The 24,906-nt window shown below is 34.6% G+C and carries 20 protein-coding genes; 8 read left to right on the top strand and 12 right to left on the bottom strand.

What is annotated here, in order from left to right; translation table 11 throughout:
* The first annotated feature begins 46 nt into the window (after nt 1-46).
* Entirely contained in the window at nt 47-3,199 is a 3,153-nt protein-coding gene (locus ACZZZI_RS16380; protein ID WP_463490033.1) for a peptidase MA family metallohydrolase, read from the top strand.
* 105 nt (nt 3,200-3,304) lie between these two features.
* Here the strand turns inward: ACZZZI_RS16380 and ACZZZI_RS16375 are convergent, their stop codons facing one another.
* Complete coding sequence (locus ACZZZI_RS16375; RefSeq protein ID WP_316760591.1) at nt 3,305-3,655, bottom strand: GIY-YIG nuclease family protein; 351 nt, start codon at nt 3,653-3,655, stop codon at nt 3,305-3,307.
* A 133-nt stretch (nt 3,656-3,788) separates the two neighbouring features.
* Between ACZZZI_RS16375 and ACZZZI_RS16370 the strand changes: the two genes are divergently transcribed.
* On the top strand, nt 3,789-4,565 hold the full coding sequence (locus ACZZZI_RS16370) for an XRE family transcriptional regulator (RefSeq protein WP_316760594.1): 777 nt from the start codon (nt 3,789-3,791) through the stop codon (nt 4,563-4,565).
* A gap of 80 nt (nt 4,566-4,645) precedes the next feature.
* Nucleotides 4,646-5,095, top strand: coding sequence for a hypothetical protein (locus ACZZZI_RS16365; protein ID WP_463490031.1), 450 nt, complete (start codon nt 4,646-4,648; stop codon nt 5,093-5,095).
* A 127-nt stretch (nt 5,096-5,222) separates the two neighbouring features.
* On the opposite strand, the gene ACZZZI_RS16360 is transcribed toward ACZZZI_RS16365, so the two are convergent.
* From ACZZZI_RS16360 to ACZZZI_RS16320, 9 genes are all read right to left on the bottom strand, one after another.
* Complete coding sequence (locus tag ACZZZI_RS16360) at nt 5,223-5,915, bottom strand: GDSL-type esterase/lipase family protein (RefSeq protein WP_463490029.1); 693 nt, start codon at nt 5,913-5,915, stop codon at nt 5,223-5,225.
* Between the two features lie 38 nt (nt 5,916-5,953).
* A complete protein-coding gene (locus tag ACZZZI_RS16355; RefSeq protein ID WP_463490027.1) occupies nt 5,954-6,853 on the bottom strand; it encodes a glycerophosphodiester phosphodiesterase family protein in 900 nt (299 codons plus the stop codon).
* Nucleotides 6,854-6,875: 22 nt separating this feature from the next.
* A complete protein-coding gene (locus ACZZZI_RS16350) occupies nt 6,876-8,288 on the bottom strand; it encodes a calcineurin-like phosphoesterase C-terminal domain-containing protein (RefSeq protein WP_463490025.1) in 1,413 nt (470 codons plus the stop codon).
* Nucleotides 8,289-8,352: 64 nt separating this feature from the next.
* A complete protein-coding gene (locus tag ACZZZI_RS16345) occupies nt 8,353-9,858 on the bottom strand; it encodes a DUF5689 domain-containing protein (protein WP_463490023.1) in 1,506 nt (501 codons plus the stop codon).
* A gap of 18 nt (nt 9,859-9,876) precedes the next feature.
* Entirely contained in the window at nt 9,877-11,448 is a 1,572-nt protein-coding gene (locus tag ACZZZI_RS16340) for a SusD/RagB family nutrient-binding outer membrane lipoprotein (protein WP_463490021.1), read from the bottom strand.
* A gap of 10 nt (nt 11,449-11,458) precedes the next feature.
* Complete coding sequence (locus ACZZZI_RS16335; RefSeq protein ID WP_463490019.1) at nt 11,459-14,941, bottom strand: SusC/RagA family TonB-linked outer membrane protein; 3,483 nt, start codon at nt 14,939-14,941, stop codon at nt 11,459-11,461.
* Nucleotides 14,942-15,067: 126 nt separating this feature from the next.
* A complete protein-coding gene (locus ACZZZI_RS16330) occupies nt 15,068-16,066 on the bottom strand; it encodes a FecR family protein (RefSeq protein WP_463490017.1) in 999 nt (332 codons plus the stop codon).
* Between the two features lie 107 nt (nt 16,067-16,173).
* On the bottom strand, nt 16,174-16,749 hold the full coding sequence (locus ACZZZI_RS16325) for an RNA polymerase sigma factor (protein ID WP_463490015.1): 576 nt from the start codon (nt 16,747-16,749) through the stop codon (nt 16,174-16,176).
* 75 nt (nt 16,750-16,824) lie between these two features.
* Nucleotides 16,825-18,039, bottom strand: a complete 1,215-nt coding sequence (locus tag ACZZZI_RS16320) for a sterol desaturase family protein (protein ID WP_463490013.1) — start codon at nt 18,037-18,039, stop codon at nt 16,825-16,827.
* Between the two features lie 161 nt (nt 18,040-18,200).
* On the opposite strand from ACZZZI_RS16320, the gene ACZZZI_RS16315 reads away from it, so the two are divergent.
* The 5 genes from ACZZZI_RS16315 to ACZZZI_RS16295 all read left to right on the top strand — a co-directional run bounded on the left by ACZZZI_RS16315 (nt 18,201) and on the right by ACZZZI_RS16295 (nt 23,222).
* A complete protein-coding gene (locus ACZZZI_RS16315) occupies nt 18,201-18,965 on the top strand; it encodes an ROK family protein (RefSeq protein WP_316760628.1) in 765 nt (254 codons plus the stop codon).
* A 90-nt stretch (nt 18,966-19,055) separates the two neighbouring features.
* Nucleotides 19,056-20,471 (top strand): NADP-dependent phosphogluconate dehydrogenase, encoded by a 1,416-nt coding sequence (gene gndA / locus ACZZZI_RS16310; RefSeq protein ID WP_463490011.1) that lies wholly within the window; start codon nt 19,056-19,058, stop codon nt 20,469-20,471.
* A gap of 33 nt (nt 20,472-20,504) precedes the next feature.
* A complete protein-coding gene (gene zwf, locus ACZZZI_RS16305; RefSeq protein ID WP_344765953.1) occupies nt 20,505-22,019 on the top strand; it encodes a glucose-6-phosphate dehydrogenase in 1,515 nt (504 codons plus the stop codon).
* A gap of 106 nt (nt 22,020-22,125) precedes the next feature.
* Nucleotides 22,126-22,851: a 6-phosphogluconolactonase gene (gene pgl, locus ACZZZI_RS16300; RefSeq protein ID WP_316760639.1), complete on the top strand. Its 726-nt coding sequence runs from the start codon at nt 22,126-22,128 to the stop codon at nt 22,849-22,851.
* A gap of 14 nt (nt 22,852-22,865) precedes the next feature.
* Nucleotides 22,866-23,222: a hypothetical protein gene (locus ACZZZI_RS16295; protein WP_463490010.1), complete on the top strand. Its 357-nt coding sequence runs from the start codon at nt 22,866-22,868 to the stop codon at nt 23,220-23,222.
* An 8-nt stretch (nt 23,223-23,230) separates the two neighbouring features.
* On the opposite strand, the gene ACZZZI_RS16290 is transcribed toward ACZZZI_RS16295, so the two are convergent.
* Together ACZZZI_RS16290 and ACZZZI_RS16285 are read right to left on the bottom strand one after the other, a co-directional pair.
* Nucleotides 23,231-23,899, bottom strand: coding sequence for a hypothetical protein (locus ACZZZI_RS16290; RefSeq protein ID WP_316760645.1), 669 nt, complete (start codon nt 23,897-23,899; stop codon nt 23,231-23,233).
* A gap of 125 nt (nt 23,900-24,024) precedes the next feature.
* Nucleotides 24,025-24,906: a Ppx/GppA phosphatase family protein gene (locus ACZZZI_RS16285; RefSeq protein WP_316760647.1), complete on the bottom strand. Its 882-nt coding sequence runs from the start codon at nt 24,904-24,906 to the stop codon at nt 24,025-24,027.

The following is a 24,906-nucleotide window of genomic DNA, read 5'->3' as shown; positions in this document are numbered from 1 at the left end:
TATCATTTCGTTTCGTAATTATACTGCATACCACTAAACCAACTGTATGAAAATAAGCTCTACAACCTTAAAGCAATTTATACCTGCTTTGCTTTTAACCATACTTTCTTTTTCTGTACAGGCGCAATTCTTTGGCCAAAACAAGGTTAGATACAAAAACCTGGATTTTAAAGTGTTACAAACACCACATTTCGAAATTTACTATTATTTGAAAAATGAAAGTTTACTAAAGAAATTTTCTCAAGATGCAGAAACCTGGTACAAAATGCATCAAGAAGTTTTCAGGGATACGTTCATGAAGAAAAACCCAATTATTCTTTATAACAATCATCCTGATTTTCAACAAACTACAGCACTTAATGGCGAAATTAGTGTAGGTACAGGCGGTGTTACTGAAGCATTAAAAAACAGGGTTATAATGCCTGTAATGGAATTAAATAGCCAAACAAGGCATGTGCTTGGTCATGAGCTAGTTCACGCATTTCAATACCATATCTTACTCGAAAAAGATTCTATTAGCTTAGAAAATGTTGGCCAAACACCTTTATGGATGGTTGAAGGTATGGCCGAATATCTATCTATTGGAAAACGTGATGCATTTACCTCAATGTGGATGCGTGATGCAATGCTTAATAGAGATATTCCATCTTTAAAAGATTTAACCAATTCAAATAAATACTTTCCTTATCGTTACGGGCAAGCTTTTTGGACATACATTGGCTCTCAATATGGCGATACTACAATTGTTCCACTATTTAAGAACACGGCTAAATACGGTTACGAAAACGCCATAAGGTATACTTTTGGCTATGATGATAAAACACTATCTGGCTTATGGAAAAACTCCATCGATGCACACTATAAGCCGATGCTAAAAGCCGATAGTTCGCAAATAAAAATTACGGGCAGTAAAATTATAGATAATAAAAATGCAGGAAATATGAACGTTGCTCCTGCCCTTAGTCCTGATGGAAAATATGTTGCATTCTTATCTGAAAAAGATTTGTTTGGAATTGATTTATTCCTGGCAGATGCCAAAACGGGTAAAATTTTAAGAAAACTTACCAGTCAAATTTCTAATGGCCATATTGATGATTTTAATTTTATAGAATCGGCTGGAGCCTGGTCGCCCGATAGCAAACAATTTGCATTTAGTATTTTCAGTAAGGGTAAAAACCAAATGATGATCATTAATGTAGATAATGGCTCTACAGTATCTCAAAATGCAATGGGCGATGTTTCACAATTTGGTAACTTAACCTGGTCGCCAAATGGAAAAGACATTGCATTTTCGGGTATGGTTGAAGGTCAAAGTGATATTTTTTCTTATAATTTAGACACTAAACAGGTTACACAAATTACAAACGATGTTTATTCAGATTATGCTCCAAACTATTCGCCTGATGGCAAAAAAATAGTTTTCTCTTCAGATAGAGGTGCAATTCAGAATAACAATATTGCAGCTGTGCATCCAATTAACCTGGCCATTTTCGATATTTCTACCAAAACTCTTAGCAACATTGATGTTTTTCCAGGTGCCAATAATCTAAATGCTCAATTCTCGTCAGATAGTAAAAGTGTTTATTTTTTATCCAATAGAGATGGTTTTAGAAATTTATATAAATACAGTTTCGACGATAATGCAGTAGATCAATTAACAGATTATTTTACTGGAATTAGTGGTATAACCGAATTTTCTCCAGCCATTTCTATATCAAAAACTAATGATATTGTTTACAGCTACTATCGTTACCAACGTTATACGCTTTATAACGCCAATTTAAGTAGCTTCAAACCGAAAAGAATAAATAACAAGGAAGAGAATTTTGACGCCGCCATATTACCGCCGATGGAGAATATTGGTGTAAGCATTATTAATTCTAATCTAACAAACTTCGATAGATTTGAAAAAATAGTAGCCGATTCTATGAAAACGGTTCCTTATAAACCTAAATTCAAATTAGATTATTTGGCAAATAGTGGAATTGGTGTTTCAACAAGCAGATTTGGAACGGGTGCTCAAGGTGGTATTATTGGAATGTTTAGCGATATTTTAGGAACCAATCAAATTGTAGCGAACTTATCTGTTAATGGAGAGATTTATGATTTCGGTGGATTAGTTGGTTATATCAACCAAAAAAGCAGAATAAATTGGGGTGCTGCTGTATCTCACATACCTTACGTTTCAGGTTTCAGTTCTTATGGTTTTGAAAAACTTCCTGGCGCAAACAACACGACTACAGATGTTATAAATTACCGTACAGATATTATTAGAACGTTTGAAGATCAGGTACAATTATTTGGTTCTTATCCATTTAGTAAACTACACAGATTCGAATTAGGTGGTGCTTTTTCTCGTTACACATACCGTGTAGACCGTTATAGCAATTATTACAGTACTGATGGATATTATGTAGGCTCTGATAGAAGCAAAGTTTCAAACGAGCAAGCCAGCATAGATTATGGCGTACCATTTAACTCATTCACTTTGTATCAATTAAACGCATCTTTTGTTGGTGATAACTCAATATTTGGTTTAACAAGTCCACTCGATGGTTTTAGATACCGAGTTGGTGGCGAATTATATTTCGGAACTTATAAATTTAGTGGTGTTACTGCCGATTTACGTAAATATTGGAGGTTAAAACCAATAACTATAGCAGCAAGATCATACAATATGTTCCGTATTGGTAATGATGCTGATAGGCTTTATCCAATGTATTTAGGTTACCCCTACTTAATAAGAGGGTATGAAGCCAATTCAATTTATAAAAATAATACCTCTACTTTGGGTAACAGCTTTGACATAAATCAACTAAGCGGAAGTAAATTAGCTGTTTTCAATTTTGAAGTTCGTTTACCTTTTACTGGACCGAAAAAATTAACTGCTATACCATCTAAATTCTTATTTACAGATTTAAACTTATTCTTTGATGCGGGTGTTGCCTGGACAAATAATACAAAAGTTGCTTTTAAAAGTGAGCCAACCTACACAACAACACCTATCCTCGACTCAAGCGGAAATGTTGTAGGTTCATATGAAGATACTAATGAAAGAATACCTGTAATGAGTGTTGGTATATCTTTAAGAGTAAATGTATTTGGCTATTTTGTTTTGGAGCCCTATTATGCTATACCTTTCCAACGTAAAGATGTTAAAACTGGTGTTTTCGGATTAACCTTCGCACCAGGTTGGTAGAAAATAATTTTTGAATCAGTGAATATCTAGAATCTTCAAAAGAAAACAATTTAACTTGAAGAATCTGGGTATTCATTAACTCAATTATCGAAACTCATTAGTTGTTTAAGATAAGCTATTGAAAGAAAGCTTTACCTGATTGGTAATATTTCTATGCATAAGAATATTTTCAAAATCAAGGCCAATAGTTAAATCAATCCAATCGGGATTACAAGATCTTACTAAACGTTCTTTTTGCATACGGGTAAATCTACTGATCAATTTAAAACGAGACAAAGCCTGAGCCTCGGTTTTAAATTCTTCGAAATATACAAGGCGGGTTAATTGCTGTCCGTTATCAAAAAATAAGTTGGGCATCTGCTTGTAAAAATCTAATGTTTTAATCAAATCAGAACTCATGCCAACATGCATACTGGTGCGATTTCTGTCGGTAACGATGTAAACGAACTTTTTCATAATAACGTGTTTAAAAATTAAAACTAAACTATTTAGTATACCCTCTTGCAAATCAAAATAATATTACTAACTTTATGAGCATAAAATTACTAACTATTTTAGTAATTCCAAATTTATTTTAAAATTTATTTTTATGTCGAATATTTCAAATAATTTAAAGTACCTAAGGAAGAAAAAAGGCCATACACAGCAGGGATTCGCTGATATTATGGAAATTAAAAGATCACTTATAGGTGCCTATGAAGAAGACAGGGCTGAACCAAAATATGAATTACTAAAAAAAATAGCTGAATATTTTGAGTTAACCATCGATGAATTCATCAATGAAAAAATTTCTGATAGCTGGAAGCCAAAACCGAAAAGCCAGGGTTCTAATTTAAGAGTACTCAGTATTTCGGTTGATGCGAACGACAGGGAAAATATCGAGCTGGTTCCAGTTAAGGCAAGTGCTGGTTATTTGAACGGCTTTTCTGATCCTCAGTATATAAGTGATCTTCCAAAGTTCCAGCTGCCAATTGCTGCGCTTCGTCAGGGAACTTTTCGTGCTTTCGAAATTATGGGTGATAGTATGTTACCTGTTCAACCTGGAAGTGTAATTATTGGTGAATACTTAGATAACTGGAATGAGGTTAAAACTGGTGAAACTTATATCATTATTAGTAAAAATGAAGGTGTAGTTTACAAACGTGCAGGCAATCGGTTCAGAGAAAATAAAGAGTTAAAATTAGTTTCGGATAACAAAGTTTATGATGCTTACACAATTGCCGCCGATGATATTCTTGAAATTTGGAGAGCAAAGGCATATATATCTACTTCGTTGCCAGAACCTGCACCAGACCCAACGATGGAAACCTTAACTCAAATGATGGCTCAAATGCAAAAATCAATTTCGCAACTTAACAAGAATTAACATATTTTAACAAGTACAAATTAAACCGAAAGACATTTTTACTATCTATTAGTTAAAACACACATAAATAACTAATACACATGAAAAAATTGATTTTAACAATAGCCGTTGCAGTAATGGGTTTTACTGCAGTGTTTGCTCAAGATTCGACTAGAAGAGTAAGAAGAGAAATGCCTAAGCTAACTGCAGAACAAAGAGCAGAAAAAGCAACAGGGATGATGGATAAAAAACTAAGCTTAACCGCCGATCAAAAGAAAAAGGTTTATGCAATAGAATTGGATAAAGCTAAAAAGGTAGATGCTTACCGCAGCGAAGACAAATCTGCAATGAAGGGGAAAATGAAAGAAAGAAAAGCAGATATGGATAAAAGCAAAGCAGATCTTGAAGGCGTTTTAAATGCAGATCAAAAAACAAAACTAGAAGCTTTTAGATCTGAAGCTAAAGAAAAAGCAGGAAAAATGAGAAGAGGTATGGGAAAAGGGAAAAGAGATAAAGCGCCTGTAGTTTCAAATCCACCAGCTCAAGGTTAATCTTTAAAGAAATTATTTGAAATATTTAAAAGCGTTCTACTTAGTAGAACGCTTTTTTTGTTTTTTAGGCATTAGAATTTTAGCTGGCCTTCCCTCCTAATTTTTTTCGATTGATGTTTAGATTATACTATTTTAAATAGTCGTTTGCATTAAGATATTCAGCCCAAACTTTGTAACCTTCTGGAACAAGATGCAAGCCATCTTTAGTCAACTCGGCTCTCAATCTTTTATTATCATCTACAAAAACAGGATATAAATCCACAATTGTTACATTTTTTGCTTCGAGTTTTCTGATCTCATCATTTAACCAAAGAATGTGATTATCCTTACCGTAATGATTCTTAAACTTTTCAAAAGAACTATTTACAGGCAAAAGTGTGCTGAAATAAATATGCGTTTTTTTCGATTCTTTTCTGATTCGCTGAATCATTGTTTTATAATTATGCAGAATCACACTATCAGGAATGTTTCTCGATATATCATTTATGCCAATCAAAATAAAAACTTTAGCGGGCTTTCTATCGATAATTTCTTGCAATCTTTCTAAAATACCAAAAGTAATATCGCCCGAAATACCACGATTTTTTGCCTGAGGAAGATTTAAAAGCTTAGCCCAATCAGTGCCAGCAGTTATACTATTACCTAAGAATATGAAATCTTTCTTCGATTTGGGTTCTTCTTTAAATTTAGTTACCTGTTCTGCATATTTTCCTGGGCGATAAGTGCTATCCCATTTAACAACCTGAGCTGTTGCATAATTAGAGCTTTGTACAATAAATAAAGAAACTGCCAGTAACGATTTGTAAAAGAAAGATTTCATATCGATTAAATTGATTAGGAATAGTGCAATTTCTTAAATTATTTGGATTGAACCAAGATATTTGGATAATCTGAAATAATTCCATCAACACCTAGAGCTTTCAATGCAGCTATATCTTCAGCTTTGTTGGCCGTCCAAGGAATAACTTTTACTCCATCTGCGTGTGCTTTCTTAACTAAATCTTCGTTTACCATTTGCCAAACTGGACTTAAAATAAATGGTTTGTAACCTAAATCTGCAATATTTTCTTCGTAAGTTTTTTTATTAGCCACCAAAAATGATGTTCTAACATTTGGATATTTTTCGTGAATAAGCTGAATGGTTCGTTTATCGAAAGATTGAATAACAACATAAGGCGCAATTCCCTTTTTCTGAATAACATCCATCAATAATTTCACAAAAACGGCAGGTTCTGGGTTTGTAATTCCATCTCCAGCTACACTGCATTTTGTTTCAATATTATAAAAAACCTGCTTCCTTTTATTAGTTTTGATGTCCTTTTGTACCGCATCAATCAAATCTTCCAACAAAGGAATTTGCGATTTAATTTTTTGTTGTTCAGGAAAGCCAAGCAATGCTTTCGAGCCTAAATCGTATTGCTTTAAATCGCTATAGTCCATCCCAAAAACTGGATATTTTTTCGCATCAGCGTCGGGAATATCCTGCCCATCAGGTGTACGCATAAAACCAGGGCTTAAATAATCATCATGGGTAACCACAACGTTACCATCCTTTGTAATATGCGTATCCATTTCCAGTGTTGTAATGCCGTCAATTTTCAATACGTTTTGCATAGCCACAATCGTATTTTCGGGCCACAAACCACGGCCGCCACGATGTGCTTCGGCACTAAAAGCAGGAAATTTTGCCTCTTGTGCGTTTACCTGTACCGTAATTGCCCCGAAAACAATAAGTAATAAGGATTTCGAAATTTTCATAATTTTCTTTTCTTTAGATATATTAAGCTTTAAAGTTTGCCTCGTATTTTTCGCCAAATCTATCTGTTGCAACCACTTTAACTACTTTTACTGAAGGTTCAAAATGCGCTACAAATAAATGATCGGTTTTACTTGGCTCAGGAAACGTTCTTCCTTTCGGCAAGGTATCACCCTTATATAAACTTACTGATAAGGGATCGTAACCTTTTTGCTGTTCCAAAAGCCCCATTGATTTTCCATCAAGAAAATATTCTACTTTCCACTTTGGATCCCAGTTCCAAACATTGGCAATTAAACGCTTTTGGTTAGTTAAATCATCTACATAAATATGAATTTGCTCTTTTTTATCTAAACCTGTAGGCTGATAAAACCATTTTAATTCGGTCCCATTCACCTCGTAAACGCCATAACCTCTTGGTGTCCCATCTTCGCAAATTGGGCCAGTCCACCATGCCCCACAAACCGCACCATGATTATGTTCGAAAATGTTATCGGTAATTACATTTCTGTTGTAATGCGTATGGCCAGACATAATGTGTACATTGGTAAAACCCTGTAAAACAGCGTAAAAATCAGCATTATTTTTTACCGCATTATGAACTGGAATATGAAGATTGATAATCAATAAAGCATCTTTCGAAACAAATTTCAAATCTTTTGCCAACCAATCTAATTGCTGCTGACTGATATATCCATCGTAATTTCTTTCTGTACCCAAGTAACGAACATCATCTAAAACCACATAGTGAGCTTTTCCCCTGTTAAATGAATAATAAGTTGGCCCATAATGTTCTTGAAAAGTTTTGTCAGATGTTTCATCGCCACCCATTCTATAATCCATATCATGATTTCCTAATGCCTGAAAAAATGGAGTTCCCATTTTAGTTACAGCTGCATTGTAATCAACAAAAAGCTCATGATTATCCCAAACAATATCTCCCACCGTAATGCCATGAACTGGAATTTTCGGATCCATAGATTTAATGATTTTGATGGTATCTGGCACAGAAGTTTCCATCATCTGCTCAACATCCATTTTATTTTTTACTTGCGGATCAGCCCAAATGATAAAATTATGCTTATCGTCTTTTTGTTTTAATGGCTTAAGATCAAAATTTAATTTACCAGCAGTATCTGGTTTATAATAATGACGTGCTATATTACTTTCTGATTTAAATTCGTATCCTGATGGTGTACTAATCCACACAAAACGGGCAAGCTCGTGTAGTTTAATTTCGTACTTACCATTTTTATCTGTTTGAATAACATTATAGCCATCAGAAATGACTACACCTGCAACTGCTTTTCCTTTGCTGGTTACAACTCCACTTACCAACCCATCAACAGAAAATAAAGATGATGGAAATGATTTTAAACTAATGAATAATGCAGAGGTTAATAAACTTGATTTCTGTATAAATGATCTTCTGTTCATTTGATGTTTTTTAGTTAAAATAAACAAACCATCTTTTAATTGATGGTTTGTTTGAGTTAATATATTAGTTTGTAATTGTAGTGAAACCTGTTGTTTGCTCTATTATTGATAATGGCGATGTGGTTGTTAATTCGATATTGGTTGCCGTTCTACCTGTACTCCAAATACCTGTCGAAGCATTATAAACACCCCCTAACATGGTAAAATTACTTGTTGTAGGGAAACCGAATTTATTCGTATTAGTACCTGCACCATAAAACGCTACAGTTTTTCTATTTTGAATAGTACTATATTTATCAGTATTTGTAATTCTATAGCCTGCCTCTGGCGGACCAGCAGCATATATTGCACCATTACCACCATACATAATTACATCTAAAGGAATGGAATTTCCCGTTACCGTAAGTCCTTCAAACACAGCTACCCCAGCAACGTTACCGCTGTTAGCCAATAAATTTGCTGTTGCAGTTCCAAAATCATCACCATCTAAAGTAGAGTATTGTTTACTAGCAATCCAAACTCCAGAACTGATATCTGTTGAACCACTTCCCCAAATTACTTTGTTTCCGCCAACGTAGCAAAACTGACCTTTTTTAACAGTACCAGTCTTAATTGTAAACTTGTAAGTTCTTACACCACCCATTGCCCAGCCTGTTGCAGGTGCAACTAAAATACCTGCATTATTACTCGTAACAATAGAGAAAGGAGTTGCAGCAAAATCGATATCTCTTGTTGCTTTAAACTGAATATATTCATTATTTGCATCAGAACCTGTTGGATCGGTTAAATAACCAGTAATGATTAATGCGGATGGCTTAATCTCTGGCAACGCAAAAATATCAGTTGCTGTTCTTGGCCAAAGCTGAACACCCGTTGCCGTTTGAAACACAACTCCTGTGTAATCTGCAAATGGTGTAGCCTCCTGCTTTGCAAAACTAGAGGAAACTTCTGTATGAATAATTCCAGTTCCAAAACCATCATTTATTGTTTTGTTACCAGAATAAGTATTACCCGAAAGAGGTTCTGGAGACATCTTACCCTTACTAATCGTGATTAACGTGCTCTCATAAAAACCTGGTCTGCTCGTTAACATTCCTGTATTTACAGCTCTTAAAATTATTGATCGTCCAGCCGCCTTTTTCTCGATACCTGCTGCTGTAACACCTTCAATTTGTAAAGTTCCATTAACTCTTTTAAGTGTAGATCCTGTAATTCTTACATGAACAGAATCACCAGGAATATATTTTGCGGCCTCGGTACCTACATTGAAAGCAATACCTCTTAGCGAATCGATACCATTACCCGCAATACGACTATTTTGTACAAGAAGTAAACCTGTTGGAATATTACCTCCTGCTTGATTTGATACAACGATTCCCTTAATAAAATTTGCACCACCTAAGTTTTCATCGCTTAGCAGTAAATCAGATCCTTTAAAAAGTTTACGCAAATCGAAATTTGAAATATATGGACTAACTGTAATGCCAATATAATCGCTATCACGTTTACATCCCATCCAGGTACCACAGATTACAACTATGGCAACGATATAAAATATTATCTTTTTCATATTATTTTTTTGATATGATTAAGGTTTTTGCCACCAAACAAGTGTGTTAATATCATCTGCACCTTGCGAAGCAACTGCATTTTTATAACTTGTTGGATTGGTTGATTGAGTAACTAATGGATAATTTAATCTTGCGGGCATTTTGCCACCGTTTGCTAGTCCAGTTCCTTTTGGAATAAACGGGTGACCTGTTCTACGATATTCGAACCATTGCTGAAAATCGACTAAAAACATGGCATAATATTTCTGCAAGTGAATAAGCTGCATTTTACTAACCGAATTATTTGCAGAATTATCCAAAGGAAGATTGTTATTCCAGCCAATATCAGCGTTGTTTATATAAGCCTCTAGTGCTGGATCTGATGCTGTGGTAAAAATTGTGGGCAACCAATAGTTGATTGCATCTGCAATACCTTTTGTGTAGTAAGATTCTCCTGTACCTGTTATCCAACCTTTAGCTGCAGCTTCGGCTAAAATAAAATCTACTTCAGCACAGTTCATAACTATTCCCGTATAACGGTCGGTTTGCAAAGTGGTTGGATTATTGGTAGTTGCATCAGAATAAAAGTAAGATTGTTTTATTGCTGATGTACCCGTATCATATCCGCTAGGAACGCCAATTAATCCTCCAGGACCTGCAGCAATACCAAATCTATTAACGCCATTTACACCAAATGCCCCATCTATACGTGGATCTTTCCAAAAACCTAAACTGCTAATAAAAAAATCTGTTATTGCAGGTGTTCTAAAATCTACAGCCCTAACATTTATCATAAACGGAGATGAGTAAACAGAAGTACTACTATTTGTTCCGTTCCACAATATTTTTGCGGTATGGCTATTGTTTTCCATAATAGGATAATTAGCCTTATTACCATCAGCAATTTCTTTTATTTTAGCAATTACCTGAGCACTAACATCAGCTTTGCTAGATACACGAAGTAATAAACGCAAATACAGAGAATTACCCAATCTACGCCACTTACTTACGTCGCCCTGGTAAATAGGATCACTGCTTGCCACTATCGATGTGCCTTCAGTTAATAATTTATTTGCTTCTTCCAATTTTGTAAACAAATCGAGATAGATATCTTTTTGCTTGTCAAAAACTGGTTCGTAATTACCTACTTTCCCTTGGTTAGCCTGCGAATAAGGAACATCACCATAAACATCTGTTAATAACTGAAATACCCAGGCCTGGGTAATTAACGATATGCCTTTATAAGATGCATTTAAAGACTCGGGCTTACTGGCGATTGTGTAGATGTCGCGTAAATTGGTTAATTCTGGATACCAGGTATTCCAGGTATAATCTGCCCAGTTACGTCTAACATCGTACCTGAACACTTTACCTTCAGCATCGCTTATATCTACAGTAACCTGCATTAATTCGTTATTGAAGTTACGATTGCGCACCATATTGGCAGATAAAACATTTACCAAAGCTGGTGCTAAAAGTTGGCTTGCGCTAACTGATGATTTACCGATTGGATCGGTATTTACCTCGTTAAAATCTTTTTTACAGGAGAAAGCAGATAAGCTAACAATTCCTAATAATATATAATTGGTTATTTTATTAATCGTTTTCATATTATTTCTTTTATAAGCCCACAACTAAACGCACGCCATAAGTTCTCGTTGATGGCAATTGACCAGTTTCAAAACCTTGAACAATATCAGTTCCTGATAAAGTTCCAAACTCAGGATCGAATGCTGGCCAAGGCGACCAGATAAATAAATTACGACCATAAGCGCCGATAGTTAATTTGGTAAAGCCAATTCTTTTCAGAAATGCTGGTCCGAAAGCAAAAGTTACATTCGCTTCTCTGAACTTTAAATAATCTGTTCTGAAAACGCTTCCCTCCGCTTGGTCTGAACCATAAAGTGAAGTGTAGAAGCTCTCTAGATTAGTTGCGACAACATCATTAGGGCGATAAGTACCATTTATGTTTTGAATTACGCCATCACCGATAACGCCATTATATCGTCCTGGCAAAGTAAGATTAAGCTTGCCCAAAGCAGCCATTCTTGAAAAGGTTAACGAATGCGCTACGGCTCCCAGTTGCGCATCGAATAATCCATTTACACTGAAACGACCATAAGTAAGTGTTGAGCCAAAACTAAATCTGAATTTTGGCATTGTGTTACCTAAATAAACTAAACCTGTTCCCGTTTTTGCATTACCTGTAGTTGCATCATAAACAATTTGTCCATCAGGCGAACGCAAATAGCCATTTCCATACAGATCACCCATGCTGCCGCCAACATTAGCCACAATTTGTCCGCCACCTAAGGCGCCTGTTCTCAATACAACAGAACTATCGGCCAGTTCAGTAATTTTATTTCGGTTTGCGCTAAATGTTCCTGTAAGCTCCCATTTAAACTTACCAGTTTGTATTGGTGTTCCGTTAACAGCTAGCTCGATACCTTTATTCTCTACTTTACCCACATTAAATACAGCTACATTATAACCCGTTGCTCGATCTACAATACGGTTAAGAATTTGATTTTTAGTATTTCCCATATAGGCTGCGAAATCGAAATTTAAACGATTCTTAAATAAACGCAACTCTGTACCAACTTCAATAGTTGTGGTTTTAAGCGGTTTTAAATTCGGATTTGGCAGTACATTCGGATTAGTCATTGCGCTATCTGGATAAATACCATTTGAAGCAAGACTGTAATTATATGCAGTGCGATAAGGTGTTGTACCCCCACTACCAACCTGAGAAATTGAAGCCCTTAATTTGAAGAAACTAATTTGTTCGGGCATTTTCCATAAATCCGATGGAATAAAAGATACACTTGCCGAAGGGTAGAAAAAGCCAACATTATCTGTCCTAAAGGGCGTAGCCAATGTACTGCTCCAATCCTGACGGCCTGTTAAATCTAGATACAAATAATTTTTAAAACTGAATGAGATCGCTGCGTAAAAGCTATTAATTCTGTAACGGGCTGTATCTGGTACCGAAACTAAAGGACTGGCATTATTGGTCAATCTATAATCGCCAGGAATAACTAAACCATCAGCACGAAGTTCTGATTTATTGTATTGATTACGCATTTGGCTACCACCAACATTCGCATTCATTCTTAAAGATTCGGTAATTTTTTTATCGTATTTTAATAAGAAATCAGCATTAACTTCGTATGAGTTAATATCTTGAACTCGGTAAGAACCTTGCGCAAATTTATTACCCGCTGCATCCCATGGGCGTTGTGTTTCACGAATATCATGGTTGTAATCAATCGAACCACGAACAAGTAAACTTAGTTCATCTGTAAATTTATAATTTGCCTGTATGTTACTTAAAACACCATTTCTACGTTGCTTATTTAAATACTGCTCAGAAATTGCATAAGGACTTTCGGGGTTTGTAGTTGTAATGTTTACAAACTGAACGCCTTCTTTTCCTGGTGCCCAATAATCGCGGTACCAATCTGTATTTACGTTGGGTTGTGCAAACATAAACCAATACATTAACGATTGATTTCCGTAACCTGTAGCTGGCAAATTATCGCTATGCCTGTTATTATACGCAGCTTTAAAATTTATATTTAATTTTTTAGTTACCTCGGCATTTGCCGAAAAAGATGCAGAAGTACGTTCTAAGCCTGTATTTGGTACAATCCACGAATTATCTCCATGGCTAGCCGAAAAACGCATTCCAACTTTTTTATATGTTCCATCTAAACTAACTGAGTTTGATGATTCGAAACCTGTTTTAAAAAATGCATCAATAGGATTTTGATAAGCTACCCAAGGTGCTCTTGATGTTCCTCTTGTTTTGGTTATCGGATCATATTGATAAAAGCTTGTACCTTGATTAAAAGGTGCCCCCCAACTTGCGCTGGTTGCATTTGTACTTGCGCCATCTTCTGTAGCACCATAAGAAAAATAGGAAACACCGAATTGCCCTTGTCCGTACTGATTTTGAATATCAGGACTTCTACTTACTTGTTCCCAAGTACTGTTAGAAGTAAAAGTAATATTAAGTTTTTTACTGTTTTTACTTCCAGATTTTGTCGTAATAATAATGGCACCGTTTGCACCACGCTGACCATAAAGTGCAGCAGCACCTGGGCCCTTTAGTACCGTAACGTTCTCAATATCGTCTGGATTTAAATCGTTCAAGGCTGAACCAAAATCGGGAGGCATAATATCACCAGAAGTACCATAAACACCACCAGATGAAGCAGCTGTACGACGTGCAGAACTACTTGCTACTACTCCATCAATTACAATTAGGGCTTCATTATCGCCTGTTAAATTGTTCTCACCACGTAATATAATTTTGTTCGAAGCTGCAGGCCCACCATTACGAACAAGATTTAATCCCGCTACTTTACCAGATAATGCATCTGTCCAGTTACTGGCAACTGCATTTGTAAAAGCGCTACTATCTACCTGCGTTACTGCATAACCTAAAGCCTTTTCTTCACGTTTTATACCTAAGGCAGTTACAACAACTTCATTCAATGAATTATCTAGTGGTTTAAGTTGAAAATTCAACTTAGTTGTTATACCATTATTTACTTTTACACTTTGAACCTTCGATCTTTCATAAGCAATATAACTCGCTTCAATGGTATAAATTCCTGGAGCAACAACTATCGAAAAATTGCCATCATTATCCGTTTGCGTAGTTCTATTCAATTCCAGCACTTTTACTGTAACTGCAGGTAAAGTTTGATTGTTCTCGTCTAAAACCTTACCGCTTAAAATACCCGTTGCTGTATTTTTCGCTACAATTAAAAAGCTTCCATTACCGCTGGCCTTAAAGCTAAACGGCAAGTCTTTTAACAATAATGTCAGAACTTCGTTAACTGTACGCAAACTCCTAGACACATATACTTTTTTTTGATCGTTAAGCTGTGTATTGTTATAATTGATTGTGTTTCCGCTAAGTTTTTCTAATTCGTTGAAAGCTTTTATTAAAGTTATTCCGTTTGCTTCGAACAGAATCTTCTTATCAGCTTGAGCATTTACATTTTGCAATTGCAATATTATTATGGCTATTAAGACCAAAAGTTTTAAGGAGTACTGATGGATATTCCTTATCCACCGCGTATTATTTTTCATATCTTTACTAAGTTTTACTTTGTCTTTTTAAATAAGTTTAACAGGTTTTGTAGGCTTGAAATGTGTCCAGCATTTCGAGCCTTTTAATTAGTTAGTTTTACTTCATATCTACTTTTTTAAGTTTCTTTAATAAATGATTACTTTTTTTTCATAAATTTTATATTTCGAGTTCGATAACTGAGCAACTACATCAAGAATTTGCCTAACCGAAGATTTATCAAACTTTGCAGTTAGCTTAATATCTTTTAGCGATGCTCTTTCAAGCACAATATCTACATCGTATTCTCTTTCAATCATTTGAATTATTTCTGAAAGTGGCTTATCATAAAAAACCATTTTGTACACTCTCCAAGAATCTATCTCAGTCGCATCAACATTTTTCTTGGTCATCACCAAATCATCAGTAGAAATGTTTAATTGTTCATTAGGATATAAAAATTGAACATGCTTTTCTTTCCCATTTTTAACAACTACCCCAACTTTACCTGTTTGTACGGTAATCGATAAATTTTTAGAAGATTTGTATGAATTTATATTAAATGAAGTACCCAGAACTGTGGTGCTAACTTTACCTGTATAAACGATAAACGGTTGATTTTTGCGGTGCTGAACATCAAAAAAAGCCTCACCTTCTAAATAAACTATTCTCTTTTTTGTATCGAAATTTTGTGCGTATTTAATTTTGCTATCGCCATTAAGGTAAATATTTGAACCATCTGGCATGGTTACCAATCGTTTTTGGCCTTTAGGATTATAAATTTCGTTGTAAACAATTTCTTCATTTAAATCACGCTTTTGAAAATTGATATATAATAAAGAGATTGAAGAAATTATAACTATTGCAGCAACTATTTTAAGCCAAAACAGCTTAATCGTTTTTTTCTCGGGAAAAATGGTTTCGTTTTGATTTTTTGAAATATGTTGCTGGATAGTTGCCCAGCTCTTTTGCTGTTGTTGTGTATTTTTAAAAAAATGATCAGCTGCTTCATAGGTTTTTAGCACTTCCCTAAAAGTATGTTGATTTTCATCGCTAATATCTACCCAGGTCATTAAATCGTTAAGATCTTCATTGCTGATATCCTTATTAATGTAGTTTTCTATTAATGTATAATAATGTTGCTCCATTTAGTAATACTGTTCTGATGCTAAGACAGTATTACACCACATCTCTACGTAGCGCAAAAAGTTAAGTTATTATTAAGAAAATATTAACGGCTAAACAAAAAAGAAATTTAGATTTTAGATCGATTATCTCTACTAGAAATAAGAGTACGTAGATTTTTAACTGCTTGATAAAGCAAAGTTTCTACTGTTCTAACCGTAATACCTAAAATTTCTGAGATATTTGTTTTTTCCAGAAGATCAACCCTACTCATTAGTAGAACTTCTCTTTGCCTTTCAGGTAATTTGTGAATTAAATCGATAATCTCTTTGTAAGATTCACGACTGCTTAGCAATTCGTGTGGATTTAAATGTCCGTCTAAAAGCAACAAACTTTCGTCGTGATCACTTAAGCTTGAGGTGGTTAATTTTGCTCGCTGAATTTCATTTAATGCAGCATTTCTTGCGGATACAAATAAATATTTTTTAAGAGACTTCACTTCTAGTGATAAGCGTTTATCCCATAATTTAATAAACAAGTCTGCAATCAACTCCTCAGCCTTACTATAATCTTTTAAGTAAATAGATGTAAATTTACAAAGAGGCGAGTAATAACGATTAAAAATCATTTCAAGCGCAGCCCCATCTTGTTGTTTTAACAAAGCCACTAAATCTTCATCACTTTTAGCTAAATATGCACCCTTCATTTGTGCGCTAAAGTAACACGGCAATATTATGCTAAAGTTAAATTAGTTTAGCTTTTAGATTACCTAAGTATTAATTTAGTTAGGATTGAAAACGTATTTATTATATAATTTACTTATTGCGTAAACTCTTTCTAATAGAATTAAAATTATCGCGGGGAACAAACTTAAGGCTACGTGGCCGAAAAAATTAAAAACACAAACAGACACAAGCATTAGTCTAATGTATTCTAAATAGTAAATCCATTTTCTTTGTTCGAGTAATGCGCCAATATTAATTAAGGTTAATAATATAAATAGCAAAATCGATACCTGATCAATCAACTTAATTGAACTAAAGTAAAGTGTTAAAAAAGAAAGTAATGCAACTACTAAAACAAGCTGAACATTAAGATAACCTTTAAAATTTATTGGGGTAGATTTATTTTTTTTATGTTGGCTAAATCTTCGTTCTAAAATAGGTCGAATACTTTGATCCATTAAAGCGGGGCTGCCGAAAATGGCATTCCATTTTGCCTTAAACCCGTTTGCCCTTTTATAAGCCTCGCCAATTTCAAGGTAATAATGAAAATGTTGCCATAAAAAGCTATAACTTTTAATTGGATGGGTTAAACCGTATTTTGGTGCTTCTTCTTCTGTTTGAAAAGTTCCAAATAACTTATCCCAAAAAACAAAAACGTCGCCATAGTTTTTATCCAGGTATTTCTCATCAGATGCATGATGAATCCCATGTAAAGAAGGTGTAATTAAAACATTTTCGAGCCAGCTAATTTTACCAATCAATTGTGTATGCGTAAAAAAAGAGTACGCCCCATGGGCCAGTAAAATTGTAATAATCATATTTGGATGAAAACCGACTAATGGCAAAACACACCAAAACACATTTCTAAATACGGCCTGGATAGTTGTAATTCTAGCAGCAGCTGATAAATTAAATTCCTCACTTTGGTGATGAACAATGTGAGCAGCCCATAAAAAATTAATTTCGTGTCCTAATCTATGGTACCAATACCAAACAAAATCGGTAGCTAAAAGTAAAAGCAGCCACACATACCATTTATTTGGGATATCGAAAAGTGCATAACTCGTGTATATCCAATTGTAAACTTGATAAAAACTTGCTGCAATAAATAAATTCAACAACCGCTCTGCAATACCAACGCTAAAATTAGCTACCGAACTTTCGTACTTAAATACAGAACCTTTGTTCTTTTGTTGTGCCAACTTGTATTCTATATAAACAAAAAGAAAAAACGCAGGTATAGCAAAAGCCAGATAGTTTACATCATTCATAAAAACACATTTATAGATTAACGTTGCAAACATAAATATATTCTACAAAATACATAGATTTAATAGTATTAATTATTTACATCAATATTACTACTCTTATCAATTAATATTTGTCGTTTTAAATTATTTGTAGAACTTCGGATTCTACAAACAGTACAATTATGGCGACAAAGAAACAAGCTACAAATACTAATATTTTATCTATTGATATTGGCGGAACAAGTATAAAAACAGTTCTTTTAGATGAAAGCGGAAATATGCTATCAGAATACATGAAGAGCAAAACACCCGATGGTGCAACACCAAAGGATATTGTTTCGGGAATTGTAGAGTTAGTAAAACCTATTCCTGCTACTTATGATAGAATTTCAATTGGTTTTCCAGGCTATGTAAAAAACGGAATTGTTAAAACTGCGCCAAATCTTGCTAAAAATAAATGGGCTGATGTAGATTTAGCTCAACGCATTGCTGATGCTTTGGGCAAACCTGTAAGATTAGTAAATGATGCAGATCAACAAGGTTTAGGAGTTGTTGAAGGTAAAGGCTTTGAAATTGTATTCACTGTTGGTACTGGTTTCGGTACAGCTTTGCTTTTCGATGGCGGATTACTTCCGCACCTGGAACTGGCTCATTTTCCGATTAGCAAAGAAGAAGATTATGATGATTATATTGGCAATAAAGCTTTTGAAAAAATTGGAGCAGAACGTTGGAATAAACGTTTGAAAAAGGTTATAGAAATTTATAAAACTGTTTTTAACTACGATACTTTATATATTGGTGGCGGTAATTCGAAACAAATCGATTTCAAATTGGAAGACAATATTAAAGTTGTAACCAATCGTGATGGAATTAAAGGTGGCGCAAAACTTTGGAAACTAACTGACGGAAACAACATTACAACAGTTAGTCCTAAAAAAACAGCTTAAAGCATTAGCTTTTATTACAATCATTTAACACCGTACACTAAAATATTAATTTGTAAACCCTAATTTTGGGTATATATTAAATAACAAAAAATGGCAAATAACGATTCAAAGCAATATAAATTGGGGATGATTGGTTTAGGCACAATGGGCCGAAACCTTTTATTAAACATGGCCGATAAAGGATTCTCTGTTACTGGTTACGATAAAGACCAAAAGATGATTGCTAAGCTTAAAGACGAAGGCAAGAAACATAATCTTGAGGGCTTTGACAACATTGAAAGTTTTATTAACCATCTGGCAACACCAAGGACATTAGTTTTACTTGTACCAGCTGGACCAATTGTAGATAGCGTTATTGCAGAATTAAAACCTCTTTTAAGTAAGGGCGATATTATTATTGATAGTGGGAACTCACACTTCACAGATACTAACAGAAGAGTTGATGAATTAGAAAAAGATGGCTTGCATTTCTTTGGCATGGGTATTTCTGGTGGCGAAGAAGGTGCACGTTTCGGACCAAGTATGATGCCTGGTGGCGATAAACAAGCATATAATGTAGTAAAAGATGTATTTGATGCTATTGCGGCAAAAGTAAATAACGATCCTTGCGTAACTTATATTGGTCCAGGTGCTTCTGGTCACTTTGTTAAAATGGTACACAATGGCATCGAATATGCTATTATGGAGCTTATTGCAGAAGTTTATGGTATATTAAAAAATGGATTAGGCTATTCTAACGAAGATATTTATAAAGTATTTAAAAAGTGGAATGAAGGCAAACTCCAATCTTTCCTATTAGAGATCACAGCTGAGATTTTTCTTTTCAAAGACACAGAAACACAAAACGATCTTTTAGATATGATAAAAGACGAAGCTCGTTCTAAAGGTACAGGAAAATGGACTTCGGAAGTTTCAATGGAACTGCAATTACCTATTCCAACTATTAACGAAGCAGTTTCGAACCGCGATTTATCTAAATTCAAGCAATTAAGAGTTTCACTTGAAGAAGGTTTTGGTAAAAAAGACACCAAAATTGATGTTACAATTGAAGAATTAGAAGATGCTTTTTACTTCTCGATGATCAGTGCTTACGCACAAGGTATGCATTTATTAGTACAAGCGTCAAAAGAATATCAATACGATTTAAAATTGCAGGAAATTGCTAAAATCTGGCGTGGTGGCTGTATTATCAGAGCTAAATTCCTGGAAGATATTTATCAGGCTTACGAAAAAAACAATAGCCTCGAACATTTATTTGGCGATTCAGGTATTCAAGATATTATAAAAAGCACTTTAAAAGGAACACGTAAAACAGTTTCTGCATGTATTAGTTCAGGCTTAGGGATTCCAGCATTTGCTTCTACCCTAACTTATTTTGATACCATTACAACGGCTCGAATGCCTTCAAACTTAATTCAGGCACAAAGAGATTTCTTTGGCGCACACACTTTTGAACGTATCGACAAAGCAGGCGTTTTCCATGCCGATTGGAATAAATTATCGTAAAATAACACCGATTATTAACACGTAAAAAACAAAATGAAATCAAAAACCGCATTACACCCCACAATATTTGTAATATTTGGTGGTACTGGCGATTTAAATAAACGCAAACTTGCTCCTGCATTATACAACTTATTTATAGAAGGCTACATGCCCGAAAAATTTGCTGTAATTGGCACGGGTAGAACAGAATTTACTGATGATAGCTACAAAGCTGCTTTAGAGGATGCTGTAAATGAATTTTCTCGTACTGGAAAAGTTAAAAAAGAGAAATGGGAAGATTTTAGTAAGACAATGAATTATTGCCCTACTGATTTTGCTCAGCCTAAAACTTTTGAAAACTTAAAAGCGGCTGTAGAAAAATATCAAAAAGAATTCGGGAAAGAAACCCAGGTTATATTCTATTTAGCCGTGGCGCCGAACTTCTTCCCTGTTATTGCAGAGTGTTTGCAAAAATATAAACTTACACAGGATGAAGATAACAGCCGTATCGTTATCGAAAAACCATTTGGTCATGATTTAGAATCAGCCAAAGAGTTAAATAAACTTTTAAGTACAATTTTTACGGAAAAACAAATTTATCGTATCGATCATTATTTAGGTAAAGAAACGGTTCAGAACATGATGGCTTTCCGTTTTGCAAACTCATTATTTGAACCTCTTTGGAACAGGGCTTATATCGACCATGTACAAATTTCGGTAACCGAGCAATTGGGCGTTCAAGATCGTGGTGGTTACTACGAAGGTGCTGGTGCATTAAGAGATATGATTCAAAATCACTTGCTACAATTACTTTGTTTAGTGGGAATGGAAGCACCAATTAGCTTCGATGCTGATGAAATCAGAAACCGCAAGGTTGAAGTTTTAAGAGCTATGCGCCCATTTTCTGCGGAAGACATTCGTTTCCACACGGTTCGTGGTCAATATAGCAAAGGCTGGGTTGAAGGTAAGGAAGTACCAGGCTATCGCCAGGAAAAAGGTGTTGATGATCATTCAAATACTGAAACTTTTGCAGCAGTTAAATTCCATATCGATAACTGGAGATGGCAAGGAATTCCTTTCTATTTAAGAACAGGAAAACGTTTAAATCAAACTTCATCTTTAATAACCATTCAGTTTAGAGATGTTCCTCATCAAATATTTTCATCAGGTGTAACCGAAAACTGGCAACAAAATCGTTTGGTTATTAGTATTCAGCCAGAAATGAGTATTCGTATGCAGGTACAGGCGAAAAGACCAGGTTTAGATATGGTTTTAAATCCTGTTGATATGGTTTTCGATTATAAAGGAACTTACGAAGGTGATACCCCTGAAGCTTACGAGACTTTATTGCTTGATGCTATGATGGGCGATCAAACTTTATTTATGCGTGGCGATCAGGTTGAAGCAGCTTGGGAATTGGTAATGCCAATTTTAAATACTTGGGAAAGCAAAAAATCAATTAATTTTCCTAATTACCCTGCTGATAGCTGGGGACCAGAAGAAGCCGAAGCACTTATCGCAAGAGATGGTTTCCATTGGTTTAATTTGCCGTTGAAGAATAAAGAATAATATTTAACCCCCACCATTGCAAAGTAGGAAGCAATCTTTTAGCGTTAGTAAAATAGCGGCTGTCGTTAGATTGCTTCTTACCTTTCAGTGATGTTATCTTATAAACATGAATCTACTTATTTATAAAACGCTCGAAGAATTAAATCAGGATTTAGCCGATTACGTTATTAAAATTGCTGAAATGGCTATTGAGGATAATGATCGCTTCAACTTTGTTTTAACTGGCGGTAATTCGCCAAAAGAGCTGTACCGAATTTTATCGACAGATTGTAAAGACAGAATTGATTGGGAAAAAGTTTATTTCTTTTTTGGCGATGAACGTAATGTTCCTGCTGATGATGAAAATTATAATGGCTTAATGGCAAAGAAAAATTTCTTTGATAATTTAAACATTGAAACAGACCATATTTTCTATATCGATACAACATTAGCACCAGAAAAAGCCGCTATAGAATACAAAAAATCTATAGATAAACATTTTGATGGAAATGATATCGTTTTCGATTTAATCTTGTTAGGAATGGGCGATGACGCTCACACGGCTTCAATTTTCCCTCATACGACATTAGTTAAAAATCAAGAAGTTGATGTAGACTCTGTTTTTGTCGAAAAATTAAATACTTATCGCATTAGCTTAACAGCTCCGTTAATTAACAAAGCCGAAAATGTAGCATTTCTTGCTTTTGGCGAAAATAAGGCTGAAGCTTTAAAACATGTTATTGGCGATGAAGAAAAAAACTTTGATACTTATCCAGCGCAGTTAATTAATCCAACTGATGGAAAATTAACCTGGTTTGTAGATGAAGCAGCAGTAAAATTGCTTGAAGAATAAGTAATATGGCTGAAATGCAATTAGCAGGCTTTTTAAAAGGAAAAACGGAATATACGCTCGAGTTATTCCGTTTTTTTATTGAAGAATTTAGTAAGATTGGCTACATTGAATTACATCCTTTAAAATCGATGATTGCGATAGAAAGTAATCATAAAATAGCTTACATTACTCAATTGGGTAAAAACTTCATTCATGTGGTATTTCCCTTTAACCAAGCTTTTAATGATAATTTTTGCTTTATTAAAATTGCACAAGTTCCTGGCACAAATCAATATAACCATCATCTTCGCATATATTTTAAGGAAGATATAAATATCGAGGTTAAGCGTTTTATGGAAATGGCTATGTTAAATAATAACATAACCATCTGAGAGCCATATTATTGATTCCCTAATCTTGTTGTAAAATCAGAAATTACATTTTGATACTTTCTCAAAACTCTATCCCAGTCATGAAATTGTTCATCGGCTTTCACACTAGTTAACGGCATTCCAGAATATTCGCTTACTAATTTAACTTTATAAGTTAGAGGGTCGCTTTTAGAAAGTTTAATAATTAATCTTGTACGAATCGTATTCTGAGCAAAGCTTTGAATCGACCACGCTGTACGAAGGTAAGAGGTTTCTTTGTCAGCAACTTCTATTGCATCAAAATAATCGGTTACAATTTGATTCGTACGTTTCCAAACATCAGTAATGTCTAATTTTTTATTTACCTCTATCGAAAAATCAATATTCGCTTGATCTGTTTTAATTGATGCTTCTTCAGCATCATCTTTTTTCATATCAAAGAATTGTTTTTTTGGAGGTTCAGTCATTCCCTTTTTATTGCAATAAGTTTGCTCGTATCTTAAAAAGCCTGCTTTCTGAATTTTAACATTTACACAAGAATTTTTAGGAACTTTAATTTTCAAACTACCTGTACCAAGGCTTTGACCATCAACAATAATTTTTGCATCAGACTCCGATGCGGAAACTTCTACAGTTTGGGCTTTCACTGAGAGCGCACACAGCACTCCTATTGAGAACATAATTAATTTAGCTTTCATAATTTTTAGTTAACGGGTTTATCGTTGGCTAAAATACTTTAATGAACAGGCCAAAAAAATACCTAGTGTTAGGTATTTTTTTGGCCTGTGTAGAAAGACTAAAAAATATTTTTTATTAATGAAATTTAACTTAATTTTTCCTCTATTAGCAATTTAATAATACCATCGGCCATGCCAACTTTTGGTACATAAATTTGTTTAATTCCCGTCCATTTCATTAGTGTTAAATAAATTTCTGAAGCAGGAATAATTACGTCAGCTCGATCTGGATTTAGACCCAAAACATGAATACGTTCTTTAAGCGAATAACTGGTTAACTTGTTATATAAAGAATTTAATTTCTGTAAAGACATTGGTGCGCCATCCTTTTCATCCGCCATTCTAAAAAGTTTGTTAATGTTACCACCAGTTCCAATCCCTGCAAGTTGTTTATAAGCTTTTGTATGCTCCTTTACCCAGCTTTTCATTTCTTCCCAGGTTTCTTCCTTATCCTGGTTATCAAGTATCCTAATTGTACCAATATTAAATGACTTTGAAGCAATAGGCGCACCCTTAAAAAAAACACTCAACTCCGTACTACCTCCACCTACATCAATATATAAGTAAGTTTTACTTTGATCTAAATCCTGTTCAATGTGGTTTGCATAAATAATATTTGCCTCACGTTGACCTTCAATAATTTCGAGTGTTAAATCCGTTTCTTCTTTTATCAACTTCACAATATCCTCTCCGTTTTTAGCTTCACGCATGGCAGATGTTGCACAAGCCAAATATTCGGTTACGTGGTACACGTCCATTAAGTTTTTAAATGCGAGCATCGTTTTAACCAAATCTCCTGCCTTTTTTGGAGATATATTTTGATCTAAAAATGCATCATCGCCCAAACGCAAGGGCACTCGGATTAAAGTATTCTTCTTGTATTTGTATAAACCATCTTGTTTGCTGATATCTGCAATAAGCAATCTTACTGCATTCGAACCGATATCGATAGCTGCGTATCTTAACAT

The sequence above is a fragment of the Pedobacter sp. AC190 genome (assembly GCF_979258025.1).
This window is presented reverse-complemented; position numbering and strand designations above follow the sequence as displayed.

Excerpts from the sequence above, each read along its gene's own strand:
- ACZZZI_RS16335 (WP_463490019.1), bottom strand. The coding sequence starts at position 14,941 with ATGAAAAATAATACGCGGTGGATAAGGAATATCCATCAGTACTCCTTA.
- ACZZZI_RS16365 (WP_463490031.1), top strand. The coding sequence starts at position 4,646 with ATGAAAAAATTGATTTTAACAATAGCCGTTGCAGTAATGGGTTTTACT.
- pgl (WP_316760639.1), top strand. The coding sequence starts at position 22,126 with ATGAATCTACTTATTTATAAAACGCTCGAAGAATTAAATCAGGATTTA.
- ACZZZI_RS16345 (WP_463490023.1), bottom strand. The coding sequence starts at position 9,858 with ATGAAAAAGATAATATTTTATATCGTTGCCATAGTTGTAATCTGTGGT.
- ACZZZI_RS16340 (WP_463490021.1), bottom strand. The coding sequence starts at position 11,448 with ATGAAAACGATTAATAAAATAACCAATTATATATTATTAGGAATTGTT.
- ACZZZI_RS16315 (WP_316760628.1), top strand. The coding sequence starts at position 18,201 with ATGGCGACAAAGAAACAAGCTACAAATACTAATATTTTATCTATTGAT.
- ACZZZI_RS16380 (WP_463490033.1), top strand. The coding sequence starts at position 47 with ATGAAAATAAGCTCTACAACCTTAAAGCAATTTATACCTGCTTTGCTT.
- ACZZZI_RS16285 (WP_316760647.1), bottom strand. The coding sequence starts at position 24,906 with ATGTTAAGATACGCAGCTATCGATATCGGTTCGAATGCAGTAAGATTG.
- ACZZZI_RS16330 (WP_463490017.1), bottom strand. The coding sequence starts at position 16,066 with ATGGAGCAACATTATTATACATTAATAGAAAACTACATTAATAAGGAT.
- ACZZZI_RS16325 (WP_463490015.1), bottom strand. The coding sequence starts at position 16,749 with ATGAAGGGTGCATATTTAGCTAAAAGTGATGAAGATTTAGTGGCTTTG.
- ACZZZI_RS16370 (WP_316760594.1), top strand. The coding sequence starts at position 3,789 with ATGTCGAATATTTCAAATAATTTAAAGTACCTAAGGAAGAAAAAAGGC.
- ACZZZI_RS16290 (WP_316760645.1), bottom strand. The coding sequence starts at position 23,899 with ATGAAAGCTAAATTAATTATGTTCTCAATAGGAGTGCTGTGTGCGCTC.
- gndA (WP_463490011.1), top strand. The coding sequence starts at position 19,056 with ATGGCAAATAACGATTCAAAGCAATATAAATTGGGGATGATTGGTTTA.
- ACZZZI_RS16355 (WP_463490027.1), bottom strand. The coding sequence starts at position 6,853 with ATGAAAATTTCGAAATCCTTATTACTTATTGTTTTCGGGGCAATTACG.
- ACZZZI_RS16295 (WP_463490010.1), top strand. The coding sequence starts at position 22,866 with ATGCAATTAGCAGGCTTTTTAAAAGGAAAAACGGAATATACGCTCGAG.
- ACZZZI_RS16350 (WP_463490025.1), bottom strand. The coding sequence starts at position 8,288 with ATGAACAGAAGATCATTTATACAGAAATCAAGTTTATTAACCTCTGCA.
- ACZZZI_RS16360 (WP_463490029.1), bottom strand. The coding sequence starts at position 5,915 with ATGAAATCTTTCTTTTACAAATCGTTACTGGCAGTTTCTTTATTTATT.
- zwf (WP_344765953.1), top strand. The coding sequence starts at position 20,505 with ATGAAATCAAAAACCGCATTACACCCCACAATATTTGTAATATTTGGT.
- ACZZZI_RS16375 (WP_316760591.1), bottom strand. The coding sequence starts at position 3,655 with ATGAAAAAGTTCGTTTACATCGTTACCGACAGAAATCGCACCAGTATG.
- ACZZZI_RS16320 (WP_463490013.1), bottom strand. The coding sequence starts at position 18,039 with ATGAATGATGTAAACTATCTGGCTTTTGCTATACCTGCGTTTTTTCTT.